This window comes from Saccharopolyspora sp. NPDC050389, assembly GCF_040655595.1.
Taxonomy (GTDB): Bacteria; Actinomycetota; Actinomycetes; order Mycobacteriales; family Pseudonocardiaceae; genus Saccharopolyspora.
Window position 1 is genome coordinate 87,303 of the sequence record NZ_JBFAKG010000011.1, and the last position, 22,732, is coordinate 110,034.

General features: G+C 69.7%; 23 protein-coding genes and 1 pseudogene. 12 read left to right on the top strand and 12 right to left on the bottom strand.

Annotation, left to right across the window (positions count from 1 at the left end; translation table 11 throughout):
* Nucleotides 1–101 precede the first annotated feature (101 nt).
* Complete coding sequence (gene pcaB, locus AB0I53_RS09715; RefSeq protein ID WP_358599187.1) at nucleotides 102–1,487, bottom strand: 3-carboxy-cis,cis-muconate cycloisomerase; 1,386 nt, start codon at nucleotides 1,485–1,487, stop codon at nucleotides 102–104.
* Nucleotides 1,484–3,427 (bottom strand): FAD/NAD(P)-binding protein, encoded by a 1,944-nt coding sequence (locus AB0I53_RS09720; protein WP_358599190.1) that lies wholly within the window; start codon nucleotides 3,425–3,427, stop codon nucleotides 1,484–1,486. Before AB0I53_RS09720 ends, pcaB begins: the two co-directional genes overlap by 4 nt.
* Before the next feature lie 260 nt (nucleotides 3,428–3,687).
* On the opposite strand from AB0I53_RS09720, the gene AB0I53_RS09725 reads away from it, so the two are divergent.
* The 5 genes from AB0I53_RS09725 to AB0I53_RS09745 all read left to right on the top strand — a co-directional run bounded on the left by AB0I53_RS09725 (nucleotide 3,688) and on the right by AB0I53_RS09745 (nucleotide 8,027).
* The gene (locus tag AB0I53_RS09725) at nucleotides 3,688–4,923 is read left to right on the top strand and encodes an aspartate kinase (protein ID WP_358599192.1); all 1,236 of its coding nucleotides are present in this window, start codon (nucleotides 3,688–3,690) and stop codon (nucleotides 4,921–4,923) included.
* A gap of 13 nt (nucleotides 4,924–4,936) precedes the next feature.
* Nucleotides 4,937–5,749 (top strand): 2-amino-3,7-dideoxy-D-threo-hept-6-ulosonate synthase, encoded by an 813-nt coding sequence (locus AB0I53_RS09730; RefSeq protein ID WP_358599195.1) that lies wholly within the window; start codon nucleotides 4,937–4,939, stop codon nucleotides 5,747–5,749.
* A gap of 86 nt (nucleotides 5,750–5,835) precedes the next feature.
* Entirely contained in the window at nucleotides 5,836–6,939 is a 1,104-nt protein-coding gene (locus tag AB0I53_RS09735; RefSeq protein WP_358599198.1) for a 3-dehydroquinate synthase II, read from the top strand.
* A 198-nt stretch (nucleotides 6,940–7,137) separates the two neighbouring features.
* Nucleotides 7,138–7,611, top strand: coding sequence for a MarR family transcriptional regulator (locus tag AB0I53_RS09740; protein ID WP_358599201.1), 474 nt, complete (start codon nucleotides 7,138–7,140; stop codon nucleotides 7,609–7,611).
* The gene (locus tag AB0I53_RS09745; RefSeq protein ID WP_358599204.1) at nucleotides 7,608–8,027 is read left to right on the top strand and encodes an organic hydroperoxide resistance protein; all 420 of its coding nucleotides are present in this window, start codon (nucleotides 7,608–7,610) and stop codon (nucleotides 8,025–8,027) included. Before AB0I53_RS09740 ends, AB0I53_RS09745 begins: the two co-directional genes overlap by 4 nt.
* Nucleotide 8,028: 1 nt before the next feature.
* On the opposite strand, the gene AB0I53_RS09750 is transcribed toward AB0I53_RS09745, so the two are convergent.
* The 3 genes from AB0I53_RS09750 to AB0I53_RS09760 all read right to left on the bottom strand — a co-directional run bounded on the left by AB0I53_RS09750 (nucleotide 8,029) and on the right by AB0I53_RS09760 (nucleotide 9,258).
* Nucleotides 8,029–8,358: a DUF202 domain-containing protein gene (locus tag AB0I53_RS09750; protein WP_358599207.1), complete on the bottom strand. Its 330-nt coding sequence runs from the start codon at nucleotides 8,356–8,358 to the stop codon at nucleotides 8,029–8,031.
* Nucleotide 8,359: 1 nt separating this feature from the next.
* On the bottom strand, nucleotides 8,360–8,752 hold the full coding sequence (locus tag AB0I53_RS09755; RefSeq protein ID WP_358599210.1) for a DUF202 domain-containing protein: 393 nt from the start codon (nucleotides 8,750–8,752) through the stop codon (nucleotides 8,360–8,362).
* Between the two features lie 98 nt (nucleotides 8,753–8,850).
* Nucleotides 8,851–9,258, bottom strand: a complete 408-nt coding sequence (locus tag AB0I53_RS09760; protein WP_358599212.1) for an SSI family serine proteinase inhibitor — start codon at nucleotides 9,256–9,258, stop codon at nucleotides 8,851–8,853.
* Here AB0I53_RS09760 and AB0I53_RS09765 point away from each other — a divergent pair.
* Nucleotides 9,239–9,547, top strand: coding sequence for a hypothetical protein (locus tag AB0I53_RS09765; RefSeq protein WP_358599215.1), 309 nt, complete (start codon nucleotides 9,239–9,241; stop codon nucleotides 9,545–9,547). The two genes, AB0I53_RS09760 and AB0I53_RS09765, sit on opposite strands and share 20 nt — an antisense overlap.
* Nucleotides 9,547–10,857, top strand: coding sequence for an MFS transporter (locus tag AB0I53_RS09770; protein WP_358599218.1), 1,311 nt, complete (start codon nucleotides 9,547–9,549; stop codon nucleotides 10,855–10,857). The genes AB0I53_RS09765 and AB0I53_RS09770 overlap by 1 nt, the downstream gene beginning before the upstream one ends.
* A 440-nt stretch (nucleotides 10,858–11,297) precedes the next feature.
* On the opposite strand, the gene AB0I53_RS09775 is transcribed toward AB0I53_RS09770, so the two are convergent.
* The 3 genes from AB0I53_RS09775 to AB0I53_RS09785 form a co-directional block, all read right to left on the bottom strand.
* A complete protein-coding gene (locus tag AB0I53_RS09775) occupies nucleotides 11,298–13,007 on the bottom strand; it encodes a long-chain fatty acid--CoA ligase (protein WP_358599221.1) in 1,710 nt (569 codons plus the stop codon).
* 121 nt (nucleotides 13,008–13,128) lie between these two features.
* A complete protein-coding gene (locus AB0I53_RS09780; RefSeq protein ID WP_358599224.1) occupies nucleotides 13,129–13,845 on the bottom strand; it encodes a MerR family transcriptional regulator in 717 nt (238 codons plus the stop codon).
* 254 nt (nucleotides 13,846–14,099) lie between these two features.
* The gene (locus tag AB0I53_RS09785) at nucleotides 14,100–14,801 is read right to left on the bottom strand and encodes a flavin reductase family protein (RefSeq protein ID WP_358599227.1); all 702 of its coding nucleotides are present in this window, start codon (nucleotides 14,799–14,801) and stop codon (nucleotides 14,100–14,102) included.
* A gap of 259 nt (nucleotides 14,802–15,060) precedes the next feature.
* Between AB0I53_RS09785 and AB0I53_RS09790 the strand changes: the two genes are divergently transcribed.
* The 5 genes and pseudogenes from AB0I53_RS09790 to AB0I53_RS09810 all read left to right on the top strand — a co-directional run bounded on the left by AB0I53_RS09790 (nucleotide 15,061) and on the right by AB0I53_RS09810 (nucleotide 19,611).
* Nucleotides 15,061–16,194 carry a CaiB/BaiF CoA-transferase family protein gene (locus tag AB0I53_RS09790; RefSeq protein ID WP_358599230.1) on the top strand — a complete coding sequence of 378 codons (1,134 nt, stop codon included), beginning with the start codon at nucleotides 15,061–15,063 and terminating at the stop codon, nucleotides 16,192–16,194.
* A gap of 219 nt (nucleotides 16,195–16,413) precedes the next feature.
* Entirely contained in the window at nucleotides 16,414–17,556 is a 1,143-nt protein-coding gene (locus tag AB0I53_RS09795) for an acyl-CoA dehydrogenase family protein (RefSeq protein ID WP_358599233.1), read from the top strand.
* Nucleotides 17,557–17,596: 40 nt separating this feature from the next.
* Nucleotides 17,597–18,760, top strand: coding sequence for an alkaline phosphatase family protein (locus tag AB0I53_RS09800; RefSeq protein ID WP_358599236.1), 1,164 nt, complete (start codon nucleotides 17,597–17,599; stop codon nucleotides 18,758–18,760).
* Between the two features lie 70 nt (nucleotides 18,761–18,830).
* Nucleotides 18,831–18,890 (top strand): annotated as a pseudogene (locus AB0I53_RS09805) (hypothetical protein); the annotation flags it as partial.
* A gap of 109 nt (nucleotides 18,891–18,999) precedes the next feature.
* Nucleotides 19,000–19,611: an oxygenase MpaB family protein gene (locus tag AB0I53_RS09810; protein ID WP_358599238.1), complete on the top strand. Its 612-nt coding sequence runs from the start codon at nucleotides 19,000–19,002 to the stop codon at nucleotides 19,609–19,611.
* A 214-nt stretch (nucleotides 19,612–19,825) separates the two neighbouring features.
* On the opposite strand, the gene AB0I53_RS09815 is transcribed toward AB0I53_RS09810, so the two are convergent.
* The 4 genes from AB0I53_RS09815 to AB0I53_RS09830 form a co-directional block, all read right to left on the bottom strand.
* Nucleotides 19,826–20,197, bottom strand: a complete 372-nt coding sequence (locus AB0I53_RS09815; protein ID WP_358599241.1) for a hypothetical protein — start codon at nucleotides 20,195–20,197, stop codon at nucleotides 19,826–19,828.
* A 167-nt stretch (nucleotides 20,198–20,364) separates the two neighbouring features.
* Nucleotides 20,365–21,129, bottom strand: coding sequence for a hypothetical protein (locus AB0I53_RS09820; RefSeq protein WP_358599244.1), 765 nt, complete (start codon nucleotides 21,127–21,129; stop codon nucleotides 20,365–20,367).
* Between the two features lie 22 nt (nucleotides 21,130–21,151).
* Nucleotides 21,152–22,303, bottom strand: a complete 1,152-nt coding sequence (locus AB0I53_RS09825; RefSeq protein ID WP_358599246.1) for a hypothetical protein — start codon at nucleotides 22,301–22,303, stop codon at nucleotides 21,152–21,154.
* A complete protein-coding gene (locus AB0I53_RS09830; RefSeq protein WP_358599249.1) occupies nucleotides 22,300–22,626 on the bottom strand; it encodes a hypothetical protein in 327 nt (108 codons plus the stop codon). Before AB0I53_RS09830 ends, AB0I53_RS09825 begins: the two co-directional genes overlap by 4 nt.
* Nucleotides 22,627–22,732 lie beyond the last annotated feature (106 nt).

The window sequence follows — 22,732 nt, forward strand, 5'->3', positions numbered from 1 at the left end:
GGCGGGGGCTTGGGGTTGGGGGGTGGTTGTTTTCCGCCCCCACCCCCCCCCCGCCCGGTGGGGGTGCCGGCTATTCGTGCACATCGCCCCCCACCCCGTGATCAGGCGCCGTACTCCTCGAGTGCGCGCGTCACGAACCAGGACGCCGCGCCGAGGTAGTTCTGCGGGGCGAGCAGTTCCCGCACCGCCTCACCGTCCACATCGGACTCGCGGAGCTCCGGCGCATCCGCCAGCAGCTCGTCGAACGTGCCGCGCCCGGCGGCGGCCTCGGCCGAGATGCGGGCCAGCACCTGCTTCGCGCGGGCCTTGCCGAGCGCCGGAGCCAGCGCGACGTTGACCCGCTCTGCGACGATCGCGCCGCCAGTCCGGTGCAGGTTCTCCAGCATCCTGTCCGGGAACACCGTGAGGCCCTCGGCCAGTTCGGCGGCCGTGTGCGCTGCGCCGCCCGTGGCGCGCAGGCAATCCCGCAGCGGCTGCCACTCGGCGTGCCAGGCTCCCGCCGGACGCTCGTCCTCGGCGAGCATGCACTGCGCCAGCACCCCGGCGGCCGGGGCGACCTGCCGGGCGGCGGCCACGATCAGGGTCGACAGCACGGGATTGCGCTTCTGCGGCATCGCCGACGAGGCCCCGCGCCCGGCCGGGCCCGGCTCGACGGCCTCGCCGACCTCGGTGCGGCACAACACCTGCACGTCCACGGCGAACTTGCCCAGCGTCCCGGCGACGACGCTGAGCGCCCAGCCGAGATCCGCCAGCGGCACGCGCTGCGTGTGCCACGGCACGGCCGGCACCGCGAGGCCGAGTTCGCCCGCCATGCCCTCGACGAGCTCGCCCACGAGATCGGCACCGGTGGCCACCTGCGCGTAAGCCGCGTACGCGGCGGCGGTGCCACCTGCACCACCGATCGACACCGGCAGCCCTTCGGTGCGCAGCCGGTGCACCCGGTGGCGAGCCTCGCCGACTCCGGCCAGCCATCCCGCCGCCTTGAGCCCGAACGTCGTCGGCACGGCGTGCTGCGTCAGCGTCCGGCCCGCCATCGGCGTGTCCCGGTGCTGTTCCGCCAGCGCGGCGAAAGCGGCCGCGCAACGGTCCAAACAGGACTCCAGCTCGGCGAGCGCCCGGCCGGCGACCAGCATGGTCGCGGTGTCCAGCACGTCCTGGCTGGTGCAGCCCCGGTGCACGTGGTCGGCGGCCGCCGGGCTCTCCGCGGCCACCAGCGAGGTCAGCGTCGACACGAGCGGCACCACCGGGTTGGCGGCCTCGCGTGCCCGCACGGCCAGCTCGCCGAGGTCGAACCGCTCCGGCCGCGCCACCGACTCGATCACCGCGACCGCGGATTCCGGGATCACCCCTAGCCGCGCCTGCACCCGCGCCAGCGCCACCTCCACCCGCAGCATCGCCGCGAGCCACGCGTCGTCGGACGTCGCGGCGTGCACCGGAGTGCCCGCCCACACCGGGGAGAGCAGGCCCGCATCCGCGCCGGGGCTCATCGAGCCACCTCCTCACGTGCTCGCCGCGGCGCGCTGGTCGGCAACCAGGCGAGCGGGTTGTGGTAGTCGGAGTACAACGCGGCCTGCCGCGGGCCGGGCTCGCTGCGCGGCACCGACAAGCACGCCCGCGCGACGCTGTCCGCGTCGGCCAGGCTCACGGAGTTCACGCCGGGCCGCGCCCCGGCCGCGGTGACCCAGTGCACGGACTCGGTCGGCACCCCGAAGGCGAAGCGCCGCGGATGCGGGCGGCCGCCGGCGTCGATCAGGTGGTACGGGCGGCGCGTCACCGCCAGCCCGCCGGTCCGGAAGGCGCCGTCCGGATCGGCGATCCGGTACGCCACGCACTGCCCGGTCCGGCGCAGCCAACTCAGCAGCGGATCGGCCGAACGCCCCAGGTCCGGCTCCGGCAACCGGGCCTCGATCAGCGTCGTCACCGGCACCGGCGGCGCCGCCACGCCGCGCGCGGAGACCATGAACGAGGCATCCACGGCCGACACCCGCATGCCGGGGCCGAGCACGTGCACCACGCCCGCTTCGATCAGCGCGATCAGCTCGGCGATCCGCCGCGCTGGCGGCCCGATCGACAGGAACGCGTTCTCGCCGGTGTACCAGCGCTGCACCTCGTCCCGGTAGGAGCCGCCGGTGATCCCGCCGTGGTCGATGACCAGCCGGATCTCGTTGCGCAGATCCCGCAGCACGTCCAGCGCCGCCTTCATCGGCCCGGCGACGTTGCCCAGCTCGGCCTCGACGAGATCGCGTTCGAGGTGCTCCAGCAGCCAGCCGTGGAACTCGTCGCGGTCGGCGAAGACAAGCCCGCCGCAGGGGCGCGTCACCCGGTCCCAGTCCCACCACTCGCCCGGCGGCACGCCGTAGCGGCGCAGCACCGAACGCTCGGCGACCTCGTCGCCGAGCGCGCGCAGGTAGTCCCGGCGGAAGGCCCGGGCGGTGCTCGCGCTGCGGTGCTGCCCGATCCAGGTCGTGTAGTACACCGCCCGGACCTCTTTGGACACCAGCGGCCACACGTCGTCCAGGAAACCCGGCGGCGCGCCTTCGGCGGCCCGTGCCTGAAGTCCGGCGATCACCTCCGGCGTCAGGAACAGCGGTTCGTGCCGCCCCGACACGCCCTTCTGGTTCTGCCCGCGCGCGTGATACGGCACGCCCCGGCGGGAACCGGCGAACAGCACCGGCTCACGACCGGACGGAATGTATTGCAGCTTCCCGGAAACCCGCACGAACCGGCCGCCGCGTCCGGCGGTCAGCAGCGCCAGGTAGTCGAAGAAGTTCAAACCCAGCCCGCGAAGCCCGACCGGCTCGCCCGGGACGATCGACGAAAGGTCCACTTCGGACGGATTGCTCGGCGGCACGTAGCGCAACCGGTACCGGCGCGCGAATTCCGCAAGATCGCGCTGTGCACCGGCGGATTCGGTGTCGACATGCCCCTGCGCGAGCACCACGACGTCCGCCGACAGCACACCGCCGTCGGAGAGCCGGACCCGTTGGTGCTGCGCGTCGTCCTGCATCGCGACGGCGGTGGCGCGGTGCACCCGCACGGTCACGTTCGGAGGCGCGGTCGCGATCACGTGATCCAGGAACCACGCCAGGTAGCGGCCGAACGCGGCGCGGGTCGGGTAGTCGTCCGGCCCGATCGGCACCTCGTCCGGATCGGCACGCGCCCACTCGTGCAGGCTCGGCCCGGGCCGGATCGGCCCCTCGCACTCGACGCTGTCGTCGGTGAACACGGTGACCTGCGAGGCGACCGTGTTCATCAGCAGCAGCGGGCTCTGCCCGGTCCACCACACCCGGCCGCCCGCACCAACGTGCGGATCCACCAGGTGGACCTCGACCGGCACCGCCGGGCCGAGGAGTTCGCGGCTGTTGGCGCAGATCCGCTCCAGCACCATCAGGCCACGCGGGCCCGCACCGATCACGCAGATCCGCATCGGAGTCTCCCTCGATCGCACGGCATCCTCGAATCTCCCGGCCGAACCGACTCGACATCGCACCGCCCGATTCAACGCCGGCGGACACCCGCCGCGCAGCACGTCTTTCCGGGATATCGCGGGGCAAATCATGCGGTCACCGGGACAATCACGTGTTCCCGCGATGCCCCGCGCCGAGCTGGTCGATTAGAAAGATGTTGCACGACAGAACGTTTCGTCCCGGCGTCGGCTCCGGCGCGCCCCCTCGCGATGAGGTGTCGATGAAACCATTGGTGCAGAAGTACGGCGGCACCTCGCTGAGCACCGCCGAACACGTTCGCCGGGTGGCAGCGCGCATCGACGCCGCCCGGCAGACCGGTCGCCCGACGGTCGCGGTCGTCTCGGCCCGCGGCGACACCACCGACCGCCTGCTGGCCGACGCCAAGCAGCTACACCCGCATCCCGCGCCGCGGGAAACCGACCAACTGCTGGCCACCGGCGAGGTGGCCTCGGCCGCCCTGGTGGCCACCGCCCTGCACCGCCGCGGCACCCGAGCCGTCTCGCTCACCGGTGCGCAGGCGGGCATCCGAACCACCGGACCGCACGGTGCCGCCCTGATAAACACCATCGACACCCGTGCGGTGCTGGCCCACCTCGAACGCGGCTCCGTCGTGGTCGTCGCCGGATTCCAGGGCATCGACGCGGCGGGGGAGCTGTTCACGCTGGGCCGCGGCGGCTCCGACACGACCGCGGTGGCGCTCGCCGCCGCACTCGACGCCCGGTGCGAGATCTACACCGACGTCGACGCCGTCTACACCGCCGATCCCAGGCTGGTGCCGCGGGCGCGGCCGCTGCCGGAGATCGCGGCGCCGCTGATGGCCGAGATGGCCTTCGCCGGGGCACGGGTGCTGCACGCGCGAGCCGTGGAACTCGCCGCCGTCCGCAACGTGCCGTTGCTGGTGGCGAGCGCCCTGCACGACCGCCCCGGCACGACGATCACCGGAGGGAGCCCAATCGGCATGCTGGAGAAGGAAGGCTTCGTCGCCGCGATCACCCACGACGCGGACATCGCCCGGTTCACCATCCGGCTCGACCCCGACGACCCGGAACGGCCCCACCGGGCGCTGCGCGCCATCGCCGACCAGGTCATCCCGGTCGACCTGGTGACCTGGGCGGACGAACGACCGGCGCTGAGCTTCACGGTCGCCGGCACCGCCGTCCACCAGGTGCGGCGGCAGGTGGAACTGGCCGTGCCGGACGCCGCTCGCGACGTAACGGTGCAGCGCGAGCTCGGCAAGATCTCCTTGCTGGGCACGGGAATGCTCACCCGGCCGGAATACGCCGTGCGGGTGCTGCGCACCCTCGACGAGCTCGGCGTGCCCGCGAACTCCTTGCACACCAACCAGTTGCGCGTGTCGGTGCTGATACCGGCCGAGCACACCGCCGCGGCGGTGGCGGCGCTGCACGACGAATTCGAACTGGACCGTCCCCGCCCCGATCCCGTCCCCACCTCGTGAACAGGAGGACCCGGTGTCCACCACTCGATCGTTCGGCGCGCAGCTGAGACTCCGGCGGATGTCGCGAAACGGCGATGACCGCCTGCTCCTGGTGCCGATGGACCACTCCGTCACCGACGGCCCGTTACCGACGCCCGGCGGCCCGGCGAGCCTCACGCCGCAGCTGGCCGCCAACGGCGTCGACGCGATCGTGCTGCACAAAGGCGCGTTGCGCTACATCGACCCGGCGGCCTTCGTGAACATGTCGCTGATCGTGCACCTCAGCGCCAGCACGGCGCACGCGCCGGACCCCGACGCGAAATACCTCGTCGCCAGCGTGGAAACCGCGCTGCGCCTGGGCGCCGACGCGGTGAGCGTGCACGTCAACCTGGGCTCGACGGAGGAACGCCGCCAAGTCGCGGACCTCGCCGCCGTCGCAGAGGCGTGCGACGCCTGGAACCTGCCGCTGATGGCGATGATCTACCCGCGCGGCCCGCAAATCATCGATCCGCGCGACGTGCGGCTCGTCGCGCACGCCGCAACCCTCGCGGCCGACCTCGGCGCGGACCTGGTCAAGACCGTCTACCCCGGCACGGTCGAGGCCATGGCCGAAGTGGTGGATTCCTGCGCCGCGCCGATCGTCGCGGCGGGCGGCCCGCGCGTCGACGACGAAGCGAAGGTCCTCGCCCACGTCGAGGACGTGCTGCGCGCGGGCGCGGCGGGCGTGGCGATGGGGCGCAACATCTTCGAGGCCCCGAATCCCGGGCAGCGGGCCCGCCGGGTGGCGGCGCTGATCCACCCGGCCCGCGAGCTCACCGACGACCTGGTGCCGGAACTGGCCTCCTGACCAGCCCGGCCCGACCCCGCGCGGGTGACCGCCTGCGCGAACCGAGTTCCGCCAACAGTCACCGAGACCTGACCGAGGAGCACGCAATGCGACTGACGTGGTTGGACATCCGAGGTGTCGACGCCGAGATCAAGACCGCCATCGTCGAGGAGGCGGTGCACCAGCGGGTGAGCGCCATCGTGGCCGACGAGCCCGGCGAGCTGGTCGACCTGCCGCCGACGGTGCGGAAGGTGCTGCTGCCGCGCGGCCCGCTGCCCGACGACCTGGGGCCGGCGGACGTGGTGATCGTCGACCCGGAGCGCCACGGCGACCCGGCGGTGCTGGCATCCCGCCACCCGGGCGTCGAGTTCGGGCCGTTCGTGGAGATCGTCGACGCGCCGACGCTGGAGGTCGCGTGCGAGGCGGCGCGCACCCAGCGGTGGAGCGTGCTGTGGTTCCGCGACCCGACCAAGATCCCGCTGGAGATCGTGCTCGCCGCCGCGGCCGGCGCCTCCGGCAGCATCGTCACGGTCGTCGAAGACGTGGAGGAAGCCGAGATCGTCTTCGGTGTCCTGGAGCACGGCTCGGACGGCGTGCTGCTCAAGCCGCAGCGCGTCGGCGACGCCACCGAGCTGGTCGCGGCGTCCGCGGGCGGCTCGGCCGACCTCGAGCTGACCGAACTGGAGGTGGTGCGCACCGAGCACGTCGGCATGGGCGAGCGGGCGTGCGTGGACACCTGCACCTACTTCCGCGAGGACGAGGGCATCCTGGTCGGCTCGCACTCGAAGGGCATGATCCTCTGCGTCAGCGAAACGCACCCGCTGCCGTACATGCCGACCCGCCCGTTCCGGGTCAACGCCGGGGCGATCCACTCCTACACCGTGTCCCACCAGGGCCGCACCAACTACCTGAGCGAGCTGAAGTCGGGCAGCAAGGTGCTCGCGGTGGACACCAAGGGCCGCACCCGGGTGGTCACGGTCGGCCGCGTCAAGATCGAGAGCCGGCCGCTGATCTCGATCGAGGCGATCAGCACCACGGGCCAGCAGGTGAACCTGATCCTGCAGGACGACTGGCACGTCCGGGTGCTCGGACCGGGCGGTGTGGTCCTCAACAGCACGGAGCTCAAGCCGGGCGACCGGCTGCTCGGCTACCTGCCGGCGGAGGACCGCCACGTCGGCTACCCGATCAAGGAGTTCTGCCTGGAGAAGTGACCCGACACGGGTGAGAAGCCCTCGCCGCCGGGAGCCGGCGGCGAGGGCTTCTTCGCTGCGCAGGGCCTGGGTGACAGGAAGGTTCCCATGCTTCAGGCGGGCTGCGGCTGGGCCTGGGTGACAGGAAGGTTCCCATGCTCACAACCGGGTGCGAGCAACTGAGTTGTGCACAACTTAATTTGGCGCTACCTTGTCGGTGTGGATGAGTCGCGGTTGGCCTTGGACCGGCAGGTGTGCTTCGCGTTGTACAGCGCTTCGCGGGCGTTCACCGGCTTGTACCGGCCGTTCCTCGAGGAACTCGGGCTGACCTATCCGCAGTACCTGGTGATGCTGGTGCTGTGGGAACGCGAGTCGGTGACGGTCAAGGAGCTCGGCGCCGCCCTGCGGCTGGATTCCGGCACCTTGTCGCCGCTGCTGAAGCGACTGGAGGCGCGCGGCCTGATCACGCGTCAACGCAGCTTCGCGGACGAGCGGTCCGTGGCCGTCGCGTTGACGGCGGACGGTTCGGAGCTGCGGGCGCAGGCCCGGTGCATCCCGGACCGGATGGTGTCCGCGACCGGGCTGCAGGTCGACGAACTCGTCCAGCTGAGGTCCACATTGGAGCGCCTGACGGCCGCGCTGGATTCGGCGGCGCAGCAACAGGCGGAAGGCAAACGGGAGGATCAGCGATGACAGTGCTCTACACGGCCGAAGCGACGGCGACCGGTGCGGGTCGGGACGGGCGGACTCGGTCCTCGGACGGCGTCCTGGACCTCGACCTCGCGGTGCCGAAGGAGATGGGCGGCCCCGGCGGCGCGGCGACCAACCCCGAGCAGCTCTTCGCCGCCGGGTATGCGGCGTGCTTCCACAGCGCGCTCCAAGTGGTGGCGCGCCGCGCCAAGGTCGGCATCGCCGATTCGTCGGTCACCGCCCAGGTCGGCATCGGCCGCAACGACGCCGGCGGATTCGGCCTCAGCGTCGGCTTGGTCGTCGACCTGCCGGGCGTGCCGCGTGAGCAGGCGCAAGAACTCCTCGCCGCAGCGGACGAGGTCTGCCCGTACTCGAACGCGATCCGCGGCAACGTCGAGATCGAACTGAAGGTCGCCTGACTCAGGCGAACAGCACGTACATCAGGCCGGAGCAGCCGGCGAGCACCGACAAGGCGGCCACCGCCGCCGGCAGCGCGCCACCGGGCAGCGGGGTCTCGGCGTGCAGGCCCCGCTCGCCCCGGAGGTGCCGGTGCCAAACGAGCCAGCTGATGGTGAGCCCGAGCGGCAGGGTGAGCGCGGCGCAAACCGCCGCCGCGATGACGCTCTCGTGCGCGAGGAGCCGCAGCAGCACCAGCATCCCGACGACGAACGCGAGCGCGGTGCGAAGCCACGCGAGGGTGGTCCGCTCGACCTGCAGTCCCGGATCCCAGGGCCCGTCAGGGCGCTCCACGTCAGAACCCGGTCACGAACAGGAGGACGCAAGCGGCGACGCCGATCGCGCCGAGCCCGTAGCCGATGACCGGCGCCAGCCGCGGCGCGGGCAGCGGCCGACCGCGCCGCAGCGCCCGCTCGGTGGTCCACCAACGCGTGAAAGCCGTTGCGCTGCAAAGCACTCCGGCCAGCAGCAGCAGAACCGCCAACGCGGTCCGCAGTGGACTCAGCTGGCCGGTGGCCGCGTTCAGGGCCTCGACGCCGACACCGCCGGCCATCAGCGCGAGCGCGGTGCGGATCCACGCCAGGAAGGTGCGCTCGTTGGCCAGGGTGAACCTCGGGTCGGGATCGGAGCCGTCCCGGTACAGCCGCCGCGGCCAGCGGGAATCGCAGTCTTCGTGGTCGGTCGCCATGGGGTCACGGTAACCCGAACGGCGGTATGGAGAGAGCCCGTGTTCCACAGGTCACGGCCCGTGTCGGGCCCCGCACGCGGCGGGGCCCGACGGCGGCCTCAGAAGGAGAACACCTTGCCGGTCGCGGCCCCGGCGACGCACTCGTTCGAGTAGGTCTTCTCGAAGGTGATCGGCTTGCCCTGCCACCTGCCCTGCGCGGTGAGCGTCACCGGCCGGTACACCAGCGGACACGTGGAGTTGCCGGTGCTGAGCAGGTTGAAGTCACCGTTGACATCTCTCAGCGCCTGACACGCATCCTTCGCGTACGGGTGCGAGCCGCCGGCGGGCTCGCAGGTCAGGAGCGCGTTCCTGACGTCGTCACGGCCTTCGCCGCGGACCGAGAGGTTCATCATGCTGCCGTGCGCGGCCGACGCGGGTTGCGCGTGGGCGAACGCCGGGACCAGCGCGGTGCCGGCCAGAGTTGCAGCGGCGAGCAAGGTTCGGCCGATGAGCCGTTTTGCAGCCATCTCGTCAATCCTCCTGGATGTGTTGAATCAGACGATTCGCTTCTCTTTATCGCCGAGGCCGAGCGAAATGCGGCAGATGCGACGCCGGATCACTGAAACGTGCTTCGCCCGAACCGGTTTCCATCACGACCTGTCACGAAAAGGCGTGATCGGAAAGCGCGGGAAGTCGCCCACAAGCGGTGAGCTGCTCGATAAGGTGGTGGACCTTTTGTCGATCACTGGTCATTGTGGTGCGGAACCACGCGACACCGGGCGGCTCGCCGGTGTCCGCAACAGACGGGAGGCCTGATGGCGACGGTACCTGCGGGGCCGGACACAGCCACGGTGCGCAAGGCGGCGTTCGCCAGCGCGGTGGGCAACACCATCGAGCTCTACGACTTTCTGATCTACGGCACCGCCGCCGCCGTGGTGTTCAACAAGCTGTTCTTCCCAGCAGGCGACCCCTGGGTGGGGGCGTTGCTCGCGTTCGCCACCTTCGGCGCAGGCTTCCTGGCGCGGCCGGTCGGGGCGGCGGTCATCGGGCACTTCGGCGACGTGGTGGGCCGCAAGCTGATGCTGGTCATCACGCTGAGCGTGACCGGCGTGTGCACCGCGGCGATCGGGCTGCTCCCGACCTACCAGCAGGTCGGGATCTGGGCGCCGGTGCTGCTCGTGGTGCTGCGGCTGGTGCAGGGCTTCTTCCTCGGCGGCGAGCAGGGCGGCGCGGTGCTGATGGCCGTCGAGCACGCGCCGCCGCACCGGCACGGCTGGTACGGCGGATGGACCTTCCTGGGCTCGCCGAGCGGCATGTTCCTGGCCACCGGGGCCTTCGCCGGCGCGACCGCGATCTCCGGTGACGCGTTCCTGACCTGGGGCTGGCGGATCCCCTTCCTGGTGAGCCTGGTGCTCGTGGGCGTCGGCCTGTACGTGCGGCTGCGGCTGGCGGAAAGCCCGGAGTTCGCGAAGATCCGGCAACGCGGCGAGCGGGCCCGCCTGCCGGTCGCCGAGGCGTTCTCCAGCTCGTGGCGGCAGATCCTGCTGTCGGCGGGGGTGAACCTCGGGTTCAACACGTTCATCTTCATCCTGACCACGTTCCTGCTGACCTACGGCACGGAGAAGCTCGGCGTCACCCGCGACGTGATGCTGCTCGGCAGCCTGTGCGGATCGGCGGCGCAGATCGCCGGAATCCTGCTGTTCTCACACCTGTCGGACCGGCTCGGCCGCACCCAGGTGATGCTCGGCGGCGGGATTTTCCTGGCGCTGTACGCGTTCCCGATGTTCTGGCTGCTGGACACCGCGAACCCGGCGCTGATCGTCTTGGCGATGACGCTGGGATACGGGGGTTCGGCGGCGGTCTTCGGCCCGATGGCGGCGTTCTGCGCGGAACTGTTCGCCACGAAGGTCCGCTACACCGGCGTGTCCCTGGGCTACCAGAGCGGCTCGGTGCTGGGCGGCGGGCTGTCGCCGGTGGTGGCGACGGCTCTGCTGACCATTTCCGGCGGAGCGTCCTGGCCGATCGCGGCGTACCTGGTGATCGGCGCGCTGATCACGGTGGCGTGCCTGGGCATCACCGGCGAACCGACCCGCTGGGCCCGCGAAGCTGAACCCGTGACGACCTGAACAGCCGCGCGGTTGGGGCGGGCCACCCGCCCCAACCACCGCCGGTGTCGCGATACCAGCTACCCGGTGGCCTCTGGACCGGCATCGAATGCACCGGTCCGAAGAACTAGGACGGACTCAGGATTGTCGTCACGGTGACGGAAGGTTCCATCCTCAGGCCGCCAGGAGCCTCGGTGCCAGGAAGGTTCCCATGCTGCCAAGCCGCAGAGGCGGATGACACGAAGGTTCCCATGCTCACGTCGTCGCGTAGCTGAGATGACAGGAAAGTTCCCATGCTCGCGGTCGTCGTGAGCCGTGGTGACAGAAAGGTTCCCTTGCTGTCTGGTGACAGGAAGGGAACCTTCTGCCAAGTCGCCGCGGCGACAGTGACAGGAAGGTTCCCAAGCTCGCACCGCCGGGTCCCTGGGTGACAGGAAGGTTCCCGTGCTCGCGTTGCTTGGTCAGTCGTCGTAGAGCTGGTCGATGATGTCGGCGTACTTGTCGTGGATCACCCGGCGTTTGAGCTTCAGCGTCGGGGTCAGCTCGCCGCCTTCGACGCCCCACTGCTGGCCGAGGATCCGGTAGCGCTTGACCTGTTCGGGCCGGTTCAACCGCTCGTTCGCGGCCCGCACCGCGGCCTCCACTTCGGACCGGACGGCAGGATGCGCGGCCAGTTCGGCGCGGTCCTGGAAGGCGATGCCGCGGTCGCGCGCCCACTTCGGCGAGGTGTCCTCATCGAGCACCAGCAGCGCGACGAGGTACGGGCGGCGATCCCCGAACACCAGCGCGTGCCCGATGAGCGGGTGCGCCGTGAGCGCGTTCTCCACCGCCGTGGGCGCGATGTTCTTGCCGCCGGCGGAGATGATCAGTTCCTTCTTCCGGCCGGTGATGGTGAGGTAGCCGTCGGCGTCCAGCACCCCGACGTCGCCAGTGCGCAGCCAGCCGTCGGCGTCGGCGGCCGGCCGGATCACCCCGTCGGGCTGCAGATACCCCGCGCACACCAGAGGGCCGCGCACCAGCACCTCCCCGTCGGCCGCGGTGCGGATCTCCACGCCGGGCACCGCGCGGCCGACGGTGCCGGGTCGGCGCGCACCCGCGTAGTTGGTGGTGACGCAGCCGGTGGTTTCGGTCAGGCCCCAGAGCTCGAAGATGTCCAAGCCGATCGTGCTGAAGAACTCCAGCAACCCGGTATCTATCGGGGCGGCGCCGCTGGACGGCCACATGGCACGGTCCAAGCCGATGCGGGCGCGTAGTGCCTGCGGGTTGGCGCGCTGTTCGGCCGGGATCTTCTGGAGCGCTGCGGCAAGCTTCTCCCAAATCCTGGGCACGCCGAAGAAGAGCGACGGCCGGGCGCGGGTCAGTGCGGTGAGGACTCGGCCTTGATCGGCGCAGAAATGCACGTGCGCGACGTCGTGGATCGCGGCGTAGAGCCCGACCATCCGCTCCGCGATGTGCGCCAGCGGCAGGTAGCACAGGCGTGGCGCGTGCTGCTCGGGCTGCGTGATCTGGTGCAGCGCTGCGGCCGCGAAGCAGATGTTCCGATGCGTGAGCACCACGCCTTTCTGCTCGCCGGTGGTGCCGGAGGTGTAGAGGATCGCCGCCGGATGGTTCGGTGCGATCGCCGCCGCCGACTGCTGCACCAGGTGCGGATCATCGCGCAAGCGCTGTTCGCCGAGCACCCGCAAGCGTTCCCAGGTGTGGAACCGGTGGTCCGCGGACACCATCGCCGCCTCGTCCAGCACCACGACGTGCTCGATCGTGGACACGTTGCGCAGCACTTTGGACCAACGCCGCAGCTGGTCGGGGCCGTCGAGCACGACGACCCGGGCCCTGCTGTGCTGGGCGATGTAGTGCACCTGGTCCTGGCTGAGGGTGGGGTAGAGGGTGCTCGGCACCGCGCCGATGTGGGTCGCCGCGACATCGATCAGCCAGTGTTCGGCGCGGTTCGCCATCATGATCAACATCGTTTGGCCGGCTTGCAGGCCCAATGCCGCGAGTCCGGCGGCCAGTCCGTGGACCTCGTGGCGTGCTTCGGTCCAGGTCCAGGTGCGCGGCTCGCGCCCGTTGTCGGTGAGCGCGGGGCGCTGCGGGAACTCCGCGGCGTTGCGCGAGAACAGTTGCGGGATGGTCGTCTCCGACGCGGCGGTGGCCCAGGCTTCCGAAACGCTCATCGCATCCGGTCTCCCCTCCGCGCATGCGCAGGTGTGGCATGCGTCACGACGAGATGAAACCTCATAGGTGGTGCCGTTGGCCAGCGCCGAAAGCTGGAATCGGCCGCCCGATCCGGTCAATTCAGACGTGGTCGCGGATCACGTCGTTGACGGCGCGCTGGAATCCGTTGACCAGGACCTGGATGGTCAGTGGTCGCAACTGGTCGGTCGCGGCTCGGACCCGCTCGCGCTCATCCTCCGGTCGGCCGCGCTCGACGTACGGGCGCAGCACGTTCGCGGCGAACAGCTCGCGCAGCTCGGTCGCGATCTGCGCGGTGTGCTGCTCCACGATCCCCTTGGCCTGCAACAGCATTTCCAGCGGCAGGTCGAGGTCCAGGATCTGCAGGCCGACGCCCAGCATCGCCGGGCTGGGCAGCCGAAGCCGCGTCGAGTCAGGGATCCGCTGCAGTATCCCGAGTTCGATGAGTTGCTCGACCAGCCTGTCGTCGAGGTGCCGGCCGGCGCGGCGGTCGAGCTCGTGCCGCTCCAGGTCCTCGGCGTGGTCGTCCGTCCACGGCGCGATCAGCGCGCGCTGCAACGCGAGCTCGTCCGGCGAGGCGTCGGCCGGGATTCGCTCCAGGTGGCGCTCGATCGCCGACAGCGTGAAGCCGAGCGCCTGCAGTTCGCGGATCAGGTCGAGCCGGGCCAGGTGGTCGCCGCCGTAGAGGCCGAGCCGGCCGCGCAGCCGCGGCGGCGGCAGCAGGCCGCGCGAGGAATAGAACCGGACGGTGCGCACGGTGACTCCGGCGCGGGCGGCCAGTTCGTCGATGGTGAGCTCTTCGTCCGCAGTTCGGAGCATGTCGGCAACGTTACTCCTTGACCGCTGTAACACCAACGGTGTCTCATCGACGCTGTGATCCCGGCTATCTGGATTCAAGCAGGTCGGACTACGTTTTTGTGAGTTCTGGTCACGGTGTGCCGAAGGTGCCTGTCGCCTGCTGTCCGCCCCAGGATCTTGGTCGATCCTCATGCGGATGGCCTGTTCTCGCGTCTGCGAGAGCGGGCCATCCGCATGAGTGAGCCACCGGCGGTCCGAGCCGGGGCACTCGGGGCCTAGCCGACCTGCAGCGTCGGGGCCTCTCGTCCTCGTTCGATGTCCGGGCCGCGGTAGAACCCTTCCGGGATCTGCGCGAGCCTGGACGGGTGCACCTGCGGTCCGAGCCCGTAGAACTTCTGGAAGCTCATGATCAGCGGTCGCCACGCGTCCGGGTCGATGCGGTCGCTGGTTCCCTCCATGCGGATCTGCTCGTGCACGTGCACGCGCTGGATGCGTACCTCCAGGGCCACGATCCCGCCGCGCTGCGCCTCGTCGTCCTCGGCCACCGGGTGCTCTGCCTCGACGACGGCTTCCATCGCCACCGGGCACTCGGCCGCTCGCGGCGGCGACACTGTTTCGGAGGCGACCGGCGTGAGTCCCGCGCGGCCGAACTTGTCGTGCTCGAACCGGTAGCCGCCTTCGTGCTTGTAGGGCGGAACCGGATTCGAACCCGTGGTCAACGCCAGCCGATCAACGACGGACGCGAGCGAATCGGACGGCAGGTTCAGGACGCATTCACCGGTCCGCCGCATGTTCTGCATGGTCTTCGAGTGGGCGCTCATCCCGAGCATGCCTCGCCAGCCGAGCCAGAAGGCCGATGACATCGGGGCGAGGTTGGCGGATCCGTCTTCGTTCAGCGTGGAGATCAGCACTACCGGCGTCCCGAAGTAGAGGATGCCGGGTTCGATCCGGGTATGCGTCGAGGTTGTTGCCGTCATGCGATCCATCCTTGTGGCGGGAGGTGCCACGGGGCTGGCGGCAATCGGACGTCTCGTTCCACGCGCCGACGACACTGCGAGCGCTGCGTGGGAGCCGAGTGCATGTTTCGTGTGCTGTGATGCATGTCTGCTCGAAACCTGCCCTGAATGCAGGGCTTTCGGGGCAGGTCAAGGCCTTGACCGCTGTAACACCAACGGTGTAACACTAATTGCGTCGCGATACTTGTGGTGCGTGACACAGGCTGCGGAGAGGTGTGGCGTGACGGGAACAGGCGGGCCGCTGGCCGGGGTCAAGGTAGTCGAGCTGGCCGGGATCGGTCCGGCTCCGTTCTGCGCGATGCTGCTGGCCGATCTCGGTGCCGATGTGGTGAGAGTGGACCGGCCCACGTCCGGCGGAGGCAAGACCGACCTGCTCAACCGCGGCAAGCGTTCGGTGCAGGTGGACCTCAAGCACGAACGCGGCGCGGAGGCGGTGCTGGCGCTGGCCGAGCGAGCGGACGTGCTGCTGGAAGGGCTGCGCCCCGGCGTCACCGAACGCCTGGGCGTGGGGCCGGAGCAGTGCTGGGCGGTCAACCCGAAGCTGGTCTACGGGCGGATGACCGGCTGGGGCCAGCACGGACCGCTGGCGTCGACCGCCGGACACGACATCGACTACATCGCCCTCAGCGGCATGCTGCACGCCATCGGCCGCGAGGGCGGGCCACCGCAGGTTCCCGCGAACCTGCTCGGCGATTTCGGCGGCGGCGCGATGTACCTGGCGGTCGGTGTGCTGGCGGCGCTGCTCGAAGCGCGCACCAGCGGCCGCGGGCAGGTCGTCGACGCGGCCATCGTGGACGGTGCCGCGCACCTGGGCACCATGCTGTTCAGCTTCTTGTCGACCGGCGGCTGGAAGACCGACCGCGGCACCAACCTGCTGGACACCGGCGCGCCCTACTACGACGTCTACGAAACCTCGGACGGCGAATACGTCTCGGTCGGGGCGCTGGAACCGCAGTTCTACGCCGAACTGCTGGACCGGTTGGGGCTGGCGGGCGAGGTGCCCGACCGCGACGACCCGGCGAACTGGCCGGCACTGCGCGAACGGTTCGCCGCGACCTTCCGGCAGCGAACCCGGCAGGAGTGGGCCGAACTGTTCGCCGACTCGGACGCGTGCGTCGCACCGGTGCTGTCCATGACAGAAGCCGAAACCCATCCCCACATCGCGGCCCGGGAAACACTCGTGCGGCGCGACGGCGCCCTGCAGCCGGCACCGGCGCCGCGCTTCAGCCGAACCCCGAACCCGCCGCCCGGGCCGGTCGCCGAGGCGGGCGCGGACACCGACGCGGTGCTGCGGGACTGGAAGGTTCCGCAGGAACTGCTCGAATCCGGCGCGTTCGGCTCGGGGAACCGATGAGCGGCGCTGCCGCGACCGCTCGACATGCAGGCGGAGGATGGCAGAAAGGTTCCCATTCTCGCACCTATCGGCAACCAACGGCCGGACACCGAACCGCGACCCGCCCCCGCCGGTCCGTGACAGGAAAGTTCCCATGCTGTCGTTCCGCCAGGGGCGTGGTGACAGGAAAGTTCCCTTCCTCTCACGCCCGGCGTGAACATCGAAAGGAGGCGTGAACCGATGCGCAGGGAGTTGTTCGAGCCCGAGCACGAGGCGTTCCGCGAGACGGTGCGCACCTTCGTCAACAAGGAGCTCGTGCCGCACGTCGAGGAGTGGGAGGCAGCTGGGGTCGTCAGCCGCGAGTCGTGGCTGGCCGCCGGGGAGCAGGGGCTGCTCGGCTTCGCCGTCGACGAGCAGTACGGCGGCGGTGGCGTCGACGACTTCCGGTTCAACGTGGTCTTCGACGAGGAACTCGTCAACGCGGGCATTTCCGGCTTCGGTTCGCCGCTGCACAACGACATCATCGCGCCGTACCTGATCAAGCTGGCCAACGACGAGCAGAAGCAGCGCTGGCTGCCCGGGTTCTGCCGGGGCGAGCTCATCACCGCCATCGCCATGACGGAGCCGGGTGCGGGCAGCGACCTGCAGGGCATCCGCACCACCGCGGTGCGCGACGGCGACGACTTCGTCCTCAACGGGCAGAAGACGTTCATCAGCAACGGCATCCTCGCCGACCTGGTGATCGTGGTGGCCCGCACCGACCCGGACGCCGGGTACGAGGGCATCAGCCTGCTGGTCGTGGAGCGCGGCATGCCCGGCTTCGAACGCGGCCGCAACCTCAACAAGATCGGCCAGAAGTCGCAGGACACCGCGGAGCTGTTCTTCAACGACGTGCGGGTGCCGGCGAGCAACCTGCTCGGCGAGGAAGGGCAGGGCTTCATCTACCTGATGCAGAACCTGCCGCAGGAGCGGCTGTCGATCGCGGTCGCCTCCGCCGCCACCTCCGAGAAGGTCCTGGCGATCACCAAGGACTACTGCCGCGACCGCACCGCGTTCGGCCGCCCGATCGGCAAGCTCCAGCACATCCGCTTCGAGCTGGCGGAGATGGCCACCGAGGTCGAGATCGGCCGGGTGTTCACGGATCGTTGCATCACGGACCACGTTCGCGGTGAACTGGACGTCGAGCACGCCGCGATGGCCAAGTGGTGGCTCAGCGAGCTGAACAAGCGGGTCGTGGACCGCTGCCTGCAACTGCACGGCGGCTACGGCTACATGACGGAATACCCGGTCGCCAAGGCGTACCTGGATTCCCGGATCCAGACGATCTACGGCGGCACCACCGAGATCATGAAGGAGATCATCGGGCGGTCGATGGGATTCTGATGGTCGTGGGCGCACGCGCCCACGAGAGAGGCAAGGCGCCATGGACTGGATCGTCGCTCCCGACGACGACGGGCGCGCACTGCCCGACGTCCTGCCGTCGCTGCTCGGCGCGATGGGCGTGGCCGGGTTCTCCGACACCATCGGGTTCCCGGCCTGCCGCACCGCGGGAGTGCTGCTGATCGACGGGCTCGGCCGAGACCTGCTGCGCGAACACGCGGCCGACGCGCCGTTCATGGCGAGCCTGTTGACGTCGCCGCCGCTGAAGGCGGGTTTCCCGACGACGACGGTCACCAGCATCACCTCGCTGGGCACCGGCCGGTGCGCGGGCGAGCACGGTCTCGTCGGCTACAGCTTCGCCGAGCCGTCAGGCGGCCTGCTGCACCCGCTGAGCTGGGGAACCCACGGCACGGTGGGCGATTCCGCCGGAGGCCGTCGAAGCCTGCTCGATCAGTGGCCGCCGGAACAGGCCCAACCGACGCCGACGGTGCTGGAACGGGCGGCCGCCGCAGGCGTCGACGTCCGGACCGCCGTGCCGGCGGAGTTCGCGAACACCGGGCTGACCAGGGCCGCGTTTCGTGGCGCGGACTTCCGGGGACTGCGCGCCCTGGGCGATCTTGCCGCTGAACTACTCGGCGCGCTGGGCGCTGGCGGCCCGGCGTTGTGCTACGGCTATCACGGTCACCTCGACTTTCTCGGGCACATTCACGGCCCGGGCTCGTTGCCGTGGCGCCTGCAGCTAACAGTGATCGATCGCCTGGTGGCGATGCTGGCCGAGCGCCTCCCGCGTGACGCGGTGCTGACCGTGATCGCCGATCACGGCATGGTCCAGGTCGACCCCGGCGAAGCGGTCGATGCCGACACCGACCCGGCGCTGCGAGCCGGCGTCCGGCTCCTCGGCGGCGAAGTCCGCGCCCGCCACATCTACGTCGAACCCGGTGCACTCGCCGATGTGCATGCCGCGTGGCGGGAGACGATCGGCGATCGCGGCGTGGTGCTCACCGGCGAGCAGGCGATCGACGATGGCTGGTTCGGCCCAGTGGTCGCCGATTCGGTGCGCCCGCGCATCGGCGACGTGTTGGCGATCATGCGTGATTCCGGGGTGATCCGATCGGTGGTCGAGCCGGGCGAGTCCGCGTTGCGGGGCCACCACGGGTCGCTCACCTCGGCCGAACAGCTGGTTCCGGTGCTGATGTTGGGCGGGTGAAGCGCGCATGCGCGACGAGGGGTTGTTCGGGCCGCAGACCGTGACATGGCAGCTGCACGCCGATCCGGCGATGTGGATCGCCGGGATCTGCAGCCTCTACCTGCAGGCGTTGCATCCACGCGCGGTGGCGGCTGTCGTGCAGAACTCCCGGTTCCGGGAAGACCCGCTGGGACGCCTGATGCGCACCGGGCAACTTCGTCGCCACGACGACCTACGGCACGACGACCGAAGCCGAATCCGTGGGCGAACGAGTCCGCCGGGTGCATCGCACGCTCAGCGCGACGGATCCGAGAACCGGCGCCGAGATCCGCCTGGACGAGCCGGACCTGCTGCGCTGGGTGCATTGCGCCGAGGTCGCCTCGTTCGCCGGCGTGGTGCGGCGCGCGGGATTCCCGCTCACCGACGCGCAACTCGACCGGTACTTCGACGAACAGCGCCGGGCGGCCGCCCTCGTCGGGCTCGACCCGGCGGAGGTGCCCGGATCGACCCGCGCGATGGCGGAGTACTTCGAGCAGATCCGGCCAGAACTGCAGCGAACGGCCGATTCCGACCTGGTCTACGACTTCCTGCACCGGCCGTTCGCGCCGTGGTGGCTGCTGCCGGTGAACCTCGGCTACCTGCCCCTCGGGCACCTCGCGTACTCGGTGCTGCCGGAGTGGGCGCGGAAGCTGCACGGCCGCCCGGCATACCCGGCCCCGGTGGTCACGGCCGGGCTGTGCGGATTCAGGACGACGGGTCTGGCGGTGCCGGACCAGCTGCGCTTCCGCTACCCGGGCGACCACGTCCAGCGCGCGGTGGACCGCCTGGGCAAGACGGCCCTGCCGTCGATCAAAACCCTCGCCCAGCTGTGACACCGCGAAAGCATGGGAACTTTCCTGTCACCACGACGGCGGCCGGAGTGCAGTACGGGAACCTTCCTGTCACTCCGCCCGCATAGCAGCGCAGCATGGGAGCTTTCCTGCCATTGCCGACGGCGTGGAGCACGGGAACCTTCCTGTCACCACGGCCCGAGTGGGGCCGCAGCATGGGAACCTTCCTGCCATCCGCGACGCCTGCGGCGAAGGGTCACTGCCGGAGCAGGAGGTTGGAGCCGTCGGCGAAGTCGATGGAGGCGAACGGCGCTCCGAAGAACGTTCGCCCCAACAGCACGTCGCGGATGCCGCGTACCGCGTTCGGGGGCTGCTCCCACCAGGTGACCAGGGGCGCTGCCGGTTGGTCGACGAATTGGGCCGGGATGACCACGGCCACGCGGTGCGTGGTGGCGATCAACCAGGCGTAGCCGTTGCCCGCCGTCAGCATGTCGACGACCTGCACGGCGAGCTGGTGCCCGGCAGCGGCCGTCGCCCACCCTCGAACCCCGCGGTCATGCACCCACTCGTCGCCGAGGTGCTCGCCTCGCGCTACGAGCTCCGATGGCTTGAGGTAGTCCTCCGACACTGCTTGATTGCACCTCGGAACCGGGTTGACCGGAATGTGCGGTGCCTTCGCATTGCCGGCGACTGTGGATGCCAGATAGCCGGGTCGCCGTTCGAAGACCCGGTGCAACGACTCGCCTTGGCGCAGCCAGCCCTGCGCAGCCAACTGTGCGAGTTCGTTCGGTGTTGCTACCAACTGCTGCCCCCATTGCCGCGTACCAGCCCAAGAACCCGGTTCGGATCGGTCTTCACCGGGATCCGCAGATCGAGCCGAGAACCATCAATGAAGTTGATTCGCAGGTAGGGGCGGTGGCGGTGTTCCTTCTCGTATCCAAGCCAGCGGAACTCGCGTTGCACGACGTCGCAGTTGACGATCTGGTCCGTTTTCACGCAAGCCCGTTCGACGATTTCGAGAGTACGGGTCTGCCCCTTGTGGTCGAAGGCGCGTCCTTTGCCGTTGATGGCGGAGTTCATGGTTCCCGCGAAGTCGTCCGCGAGCCTGCCGACCGGACCGGTGACCTTCATGACCGTGTCCATGGCTTTGTCCAGGACGTCCAGCGAACCTTCGGGGTATTCCGGAAGCTCGAGCAGCGCCAACCGCTGTGGTGTGGCGACGAGGACTCCCGGTAGCGCCCCGGGGATGGCATCTCCTGCGGTACCCGTCATCCGGACGGCCAGTGTGTCGACACCCCGTGCCGACACCACAGCCGAGGGCTGACTGCGGTCGTCGGCGGGTTCGTCACCCCAGCTGATCAGCGCGTTGACACGGAACGGTAGAGCTCCCACTTGGAACGCGGCGCGGGTGACGATGCTGCGACGCTTCTTGCCGTGTTCGTCGAGGCCACCGACCTCGAACAGCGGAATGTGGTACGGGTCGGGAACCGCCCAAAGGATGGGCTCATCCGGCTCGCACCACCACGACCGCGCGCTGAGGATCAGGTGTTCTTGGTTCATTCAGCTCGCGGCTCCCGCCAGGTCACGAGAATCCCTTCTCCTGCGCAGCCTTGCTCTCCTCCGGTGAGAGCTGCCCGCTGATCCGCTGGTTGGCCTGGTCGTACATCTGCTTGGGGATCTCTTTGATTGCTTGCCCTTCGACGGTTTCCACAACGCCGGACAATGCAGCCTTGCCCAGGCTGGCTTTTCCGCCGAGTACCTCGCCGATCACCTTACCGCCGATGTTGGCGGCCAAAGCTTCCTCGCCGGTCTTCCCCATCCCGTGACGGCCCATGAACAAGTTGCTGGTCTTGGAGGTGAAGCCCGTCGTGCCATCCGGGTTGGTGATCTCCTTGCTCTTGGACACCCGGTTGGCCAGGAACTTCTGCAACCCACCTTTGCCGCGCATCTTGTTGAGCAGCTCTTCAAGCTTCTTCAGCCACTTGAAGAGCTGGGCCTGGACCTTGGCGACCTGCGTGGCGATACGGCCGCCGGTGATACCGACCGAGGCGGTGGTGGTCGCGCCGGCCGCGCCCACCGAGGCGCCTGCGGTGATCCACGACGCGGCGAGCGCGGCGAGCCACTGGATGATCAGGCTGATGATCAGCTCGGTGAGGATGTTGATGACCATCTCGACGAACATGTCGAACATGTCCGCAATGCCGTCCAGGGTTTCCTTCAGCCCGCGGACGTCCTGCGCCAGGGCCTTGGTCCCGTCGCCGAACTCGGTCATCTGCTTGCGGAAGGCGTCGCCGTCCTGCCCGACCCACGTCCCGGCGGTCGCCTCAGCGCGCTGGGGCTCCTGCTCGGCGACCGAGTCAAGCCACTTCGCGACCTCTTCCCAGCCCTTGCCGGTGGCACGCATCTGCTCGGGGTCGCCGATGGCCTGCTCGGCGATCTCGATCAGCGGCGTCATCACGATCGACACCAGGAAGCCGAGGCCGTTGTCCAGCAGCGCCTGGCCGGGATTGGACAGCAGGTCCATCTGCTCCTGGCGCGCCGCGATGACAGCGGAGGTCCATTCGGGTGCGGCGGAGCCGTCGGCGAGGCTGCCGCCGTTGGTGTTGGCCGCCGCGTCCTTGAGGTCGGAGGTGGCGCCGGCGATGGAGGAGCCGCGGGTCAGGGTCTGCTCGGCCCAGTTCTTGCGGGTGGAGTCGCCCTGGTTGAGCTCGGTGAAAGTTCCCGGGCCGGTCATCCTGCGAGCCCCTCTCCGGCCTTGTTCAGCATCTCGATGACCTGCTGCTCGGTCTCGCCGTAGTCCTTGACGGTGTCTTCGAGGGCCTGCTTGGTCTCGGTGAGGAACTGCTGGGCCTTCTGGGCACTCTCCTGGCAGCCCTGCAGGGTTTCGAAGTACTTGTCGCTGATGCCGACGGCGTTGCCGATCGGGCCGAAGCACTGGTCGTCGGTGCGTGCTTGTTCCAGCAGCTGAGAAAGCTGCTGGAACTTGTCGGCGAGACTCTCGCAACCGGAGCCGTGCTCGGTCAGCGTCCCGGGCGTCATCTGCAGATTGCCACCCACTGCAGCACTTCCCCTCGGCGTGAAATGACTGGTTGTCGACCTTACGTCGCGTTTGACGTCTGTGAGAAGTCTTCGGTTCCGCTCGGTTTGAGATGTATTGGCGCTT

Bases quoted from the DNA above. Each gene is read 5' to 3' on its own strand.
- AB0I53_RS09780 (WP_358599224.1), bottom strand. From the start codon at position 13,845: ATGCTCCGAACTGCGGACGAAGAGCTCACCATCGACGAACTGGCCGCC.
- AB0I53_RS09775 (WP_358599221.1), bottom strand. From the start codon at position 13,007: ATGAGCGTTTCGGAAGCCTGGGCCACCGCCGCGTCGGAGACGACCATC.
- AB0I53_RS09725 (WP_358599192.1), top strand. From the start codon at position 3,688: ATGAAACCATTGGTGCAGAAGTACGGCGGCACCTCGCTGAGCACCGCC.
- AB0I53_RS09795 (WP_358599233.1), top strand. From the start codon at position 16,414: ATGCGCAGGGAGTTGTTCGAGCCCGAGCACGAGGCGTTCCGCGAGACG.
- AB0I53_RS09755 (WP_358599210.1), bottom strand. From the start codon at position 8,752: ATGGCGACCGACCACGAAGACTGCGATTCCCGCTGGCCGCGGCGGCTG.
- AB0I53_RS09765 (WP_358599215.1), top strand. From the start codon at position 9,239: ATGAGCCGTTTTGCAGCCATCTCGTCAATCCTCCTGGATGTGTTGAAT.
- AB0I53_RS09825 (WP_358599246.1), bottom strand. From the start codon at position 22,303: ATGACCGGCCCGGGAACTTTCACCGAGCTCAACCAGGGCGACTCCACC.
- AB0I53_RS09735 (WP_358599198.1), top strand. From the start codon at position 5,836: ATGCGACTGACGTGGTTGGACATCCGAGGTGTCGACGCCGAGATCAAG.
- AB0I53_RS09820 (WP_358599244.1), bottom strand. From the start codon at position 21,129: ATGAACCAAGAACACCTGATCCTCAGCGCGCGGTCGTGGTGGTGCGAG.
- AB0I53_RS09800 (WP_358599236.1), top strand. From the start codon at position 17,597: ATGGACTGGATCGTCGCTCCCGACGACGACGGGCGCGCACTGCCCGAC.
- AB0I53_RS09785 (WP_358599227.1), bottom strand. From the start codon at position 14,801: ATGACGGCAACAACCTCGACGCATACCCGGATCGAACCCGGCATCCTC.
- AB0I53_RS09720 (WP_358599190.1), bottom strand. From the start codon at position 3,427: ATGCGGATCTGCGTGATCGGTGCGGGCCCGCGTGGCCTGATGGTGCTG.
- AB0I53_RS09745 (WP_358599204.1), top strand. From the start codon at position 7,608: ATGACAGTGCTCTACACGGCCGAAGCGACGGCGACCGGTGCGGGTCGG.
- pcaB (WP_358599187.1), bottom strand. From the start codon at position 1,487: ATGAGCCCCGGCGCGGATGCGGGCCTGCTCTCCCCGGTGTGGGCGGGC.
- AB0I53_RS09760 (WP_358599212.1), bottom strand. From the start codon at position 9,258: ATGGCTGCAAAACGGCTCATCGGCCGAACCTTGCTCGCCGCTGCAACT.
- AB0I53_RS09770 (WP_358599218.1), top strand. From the start codon at position 9,547: ATGGCGACGGTACCTGCGGGGCCGGACACAGCCACGGTGCGCAAGGCG.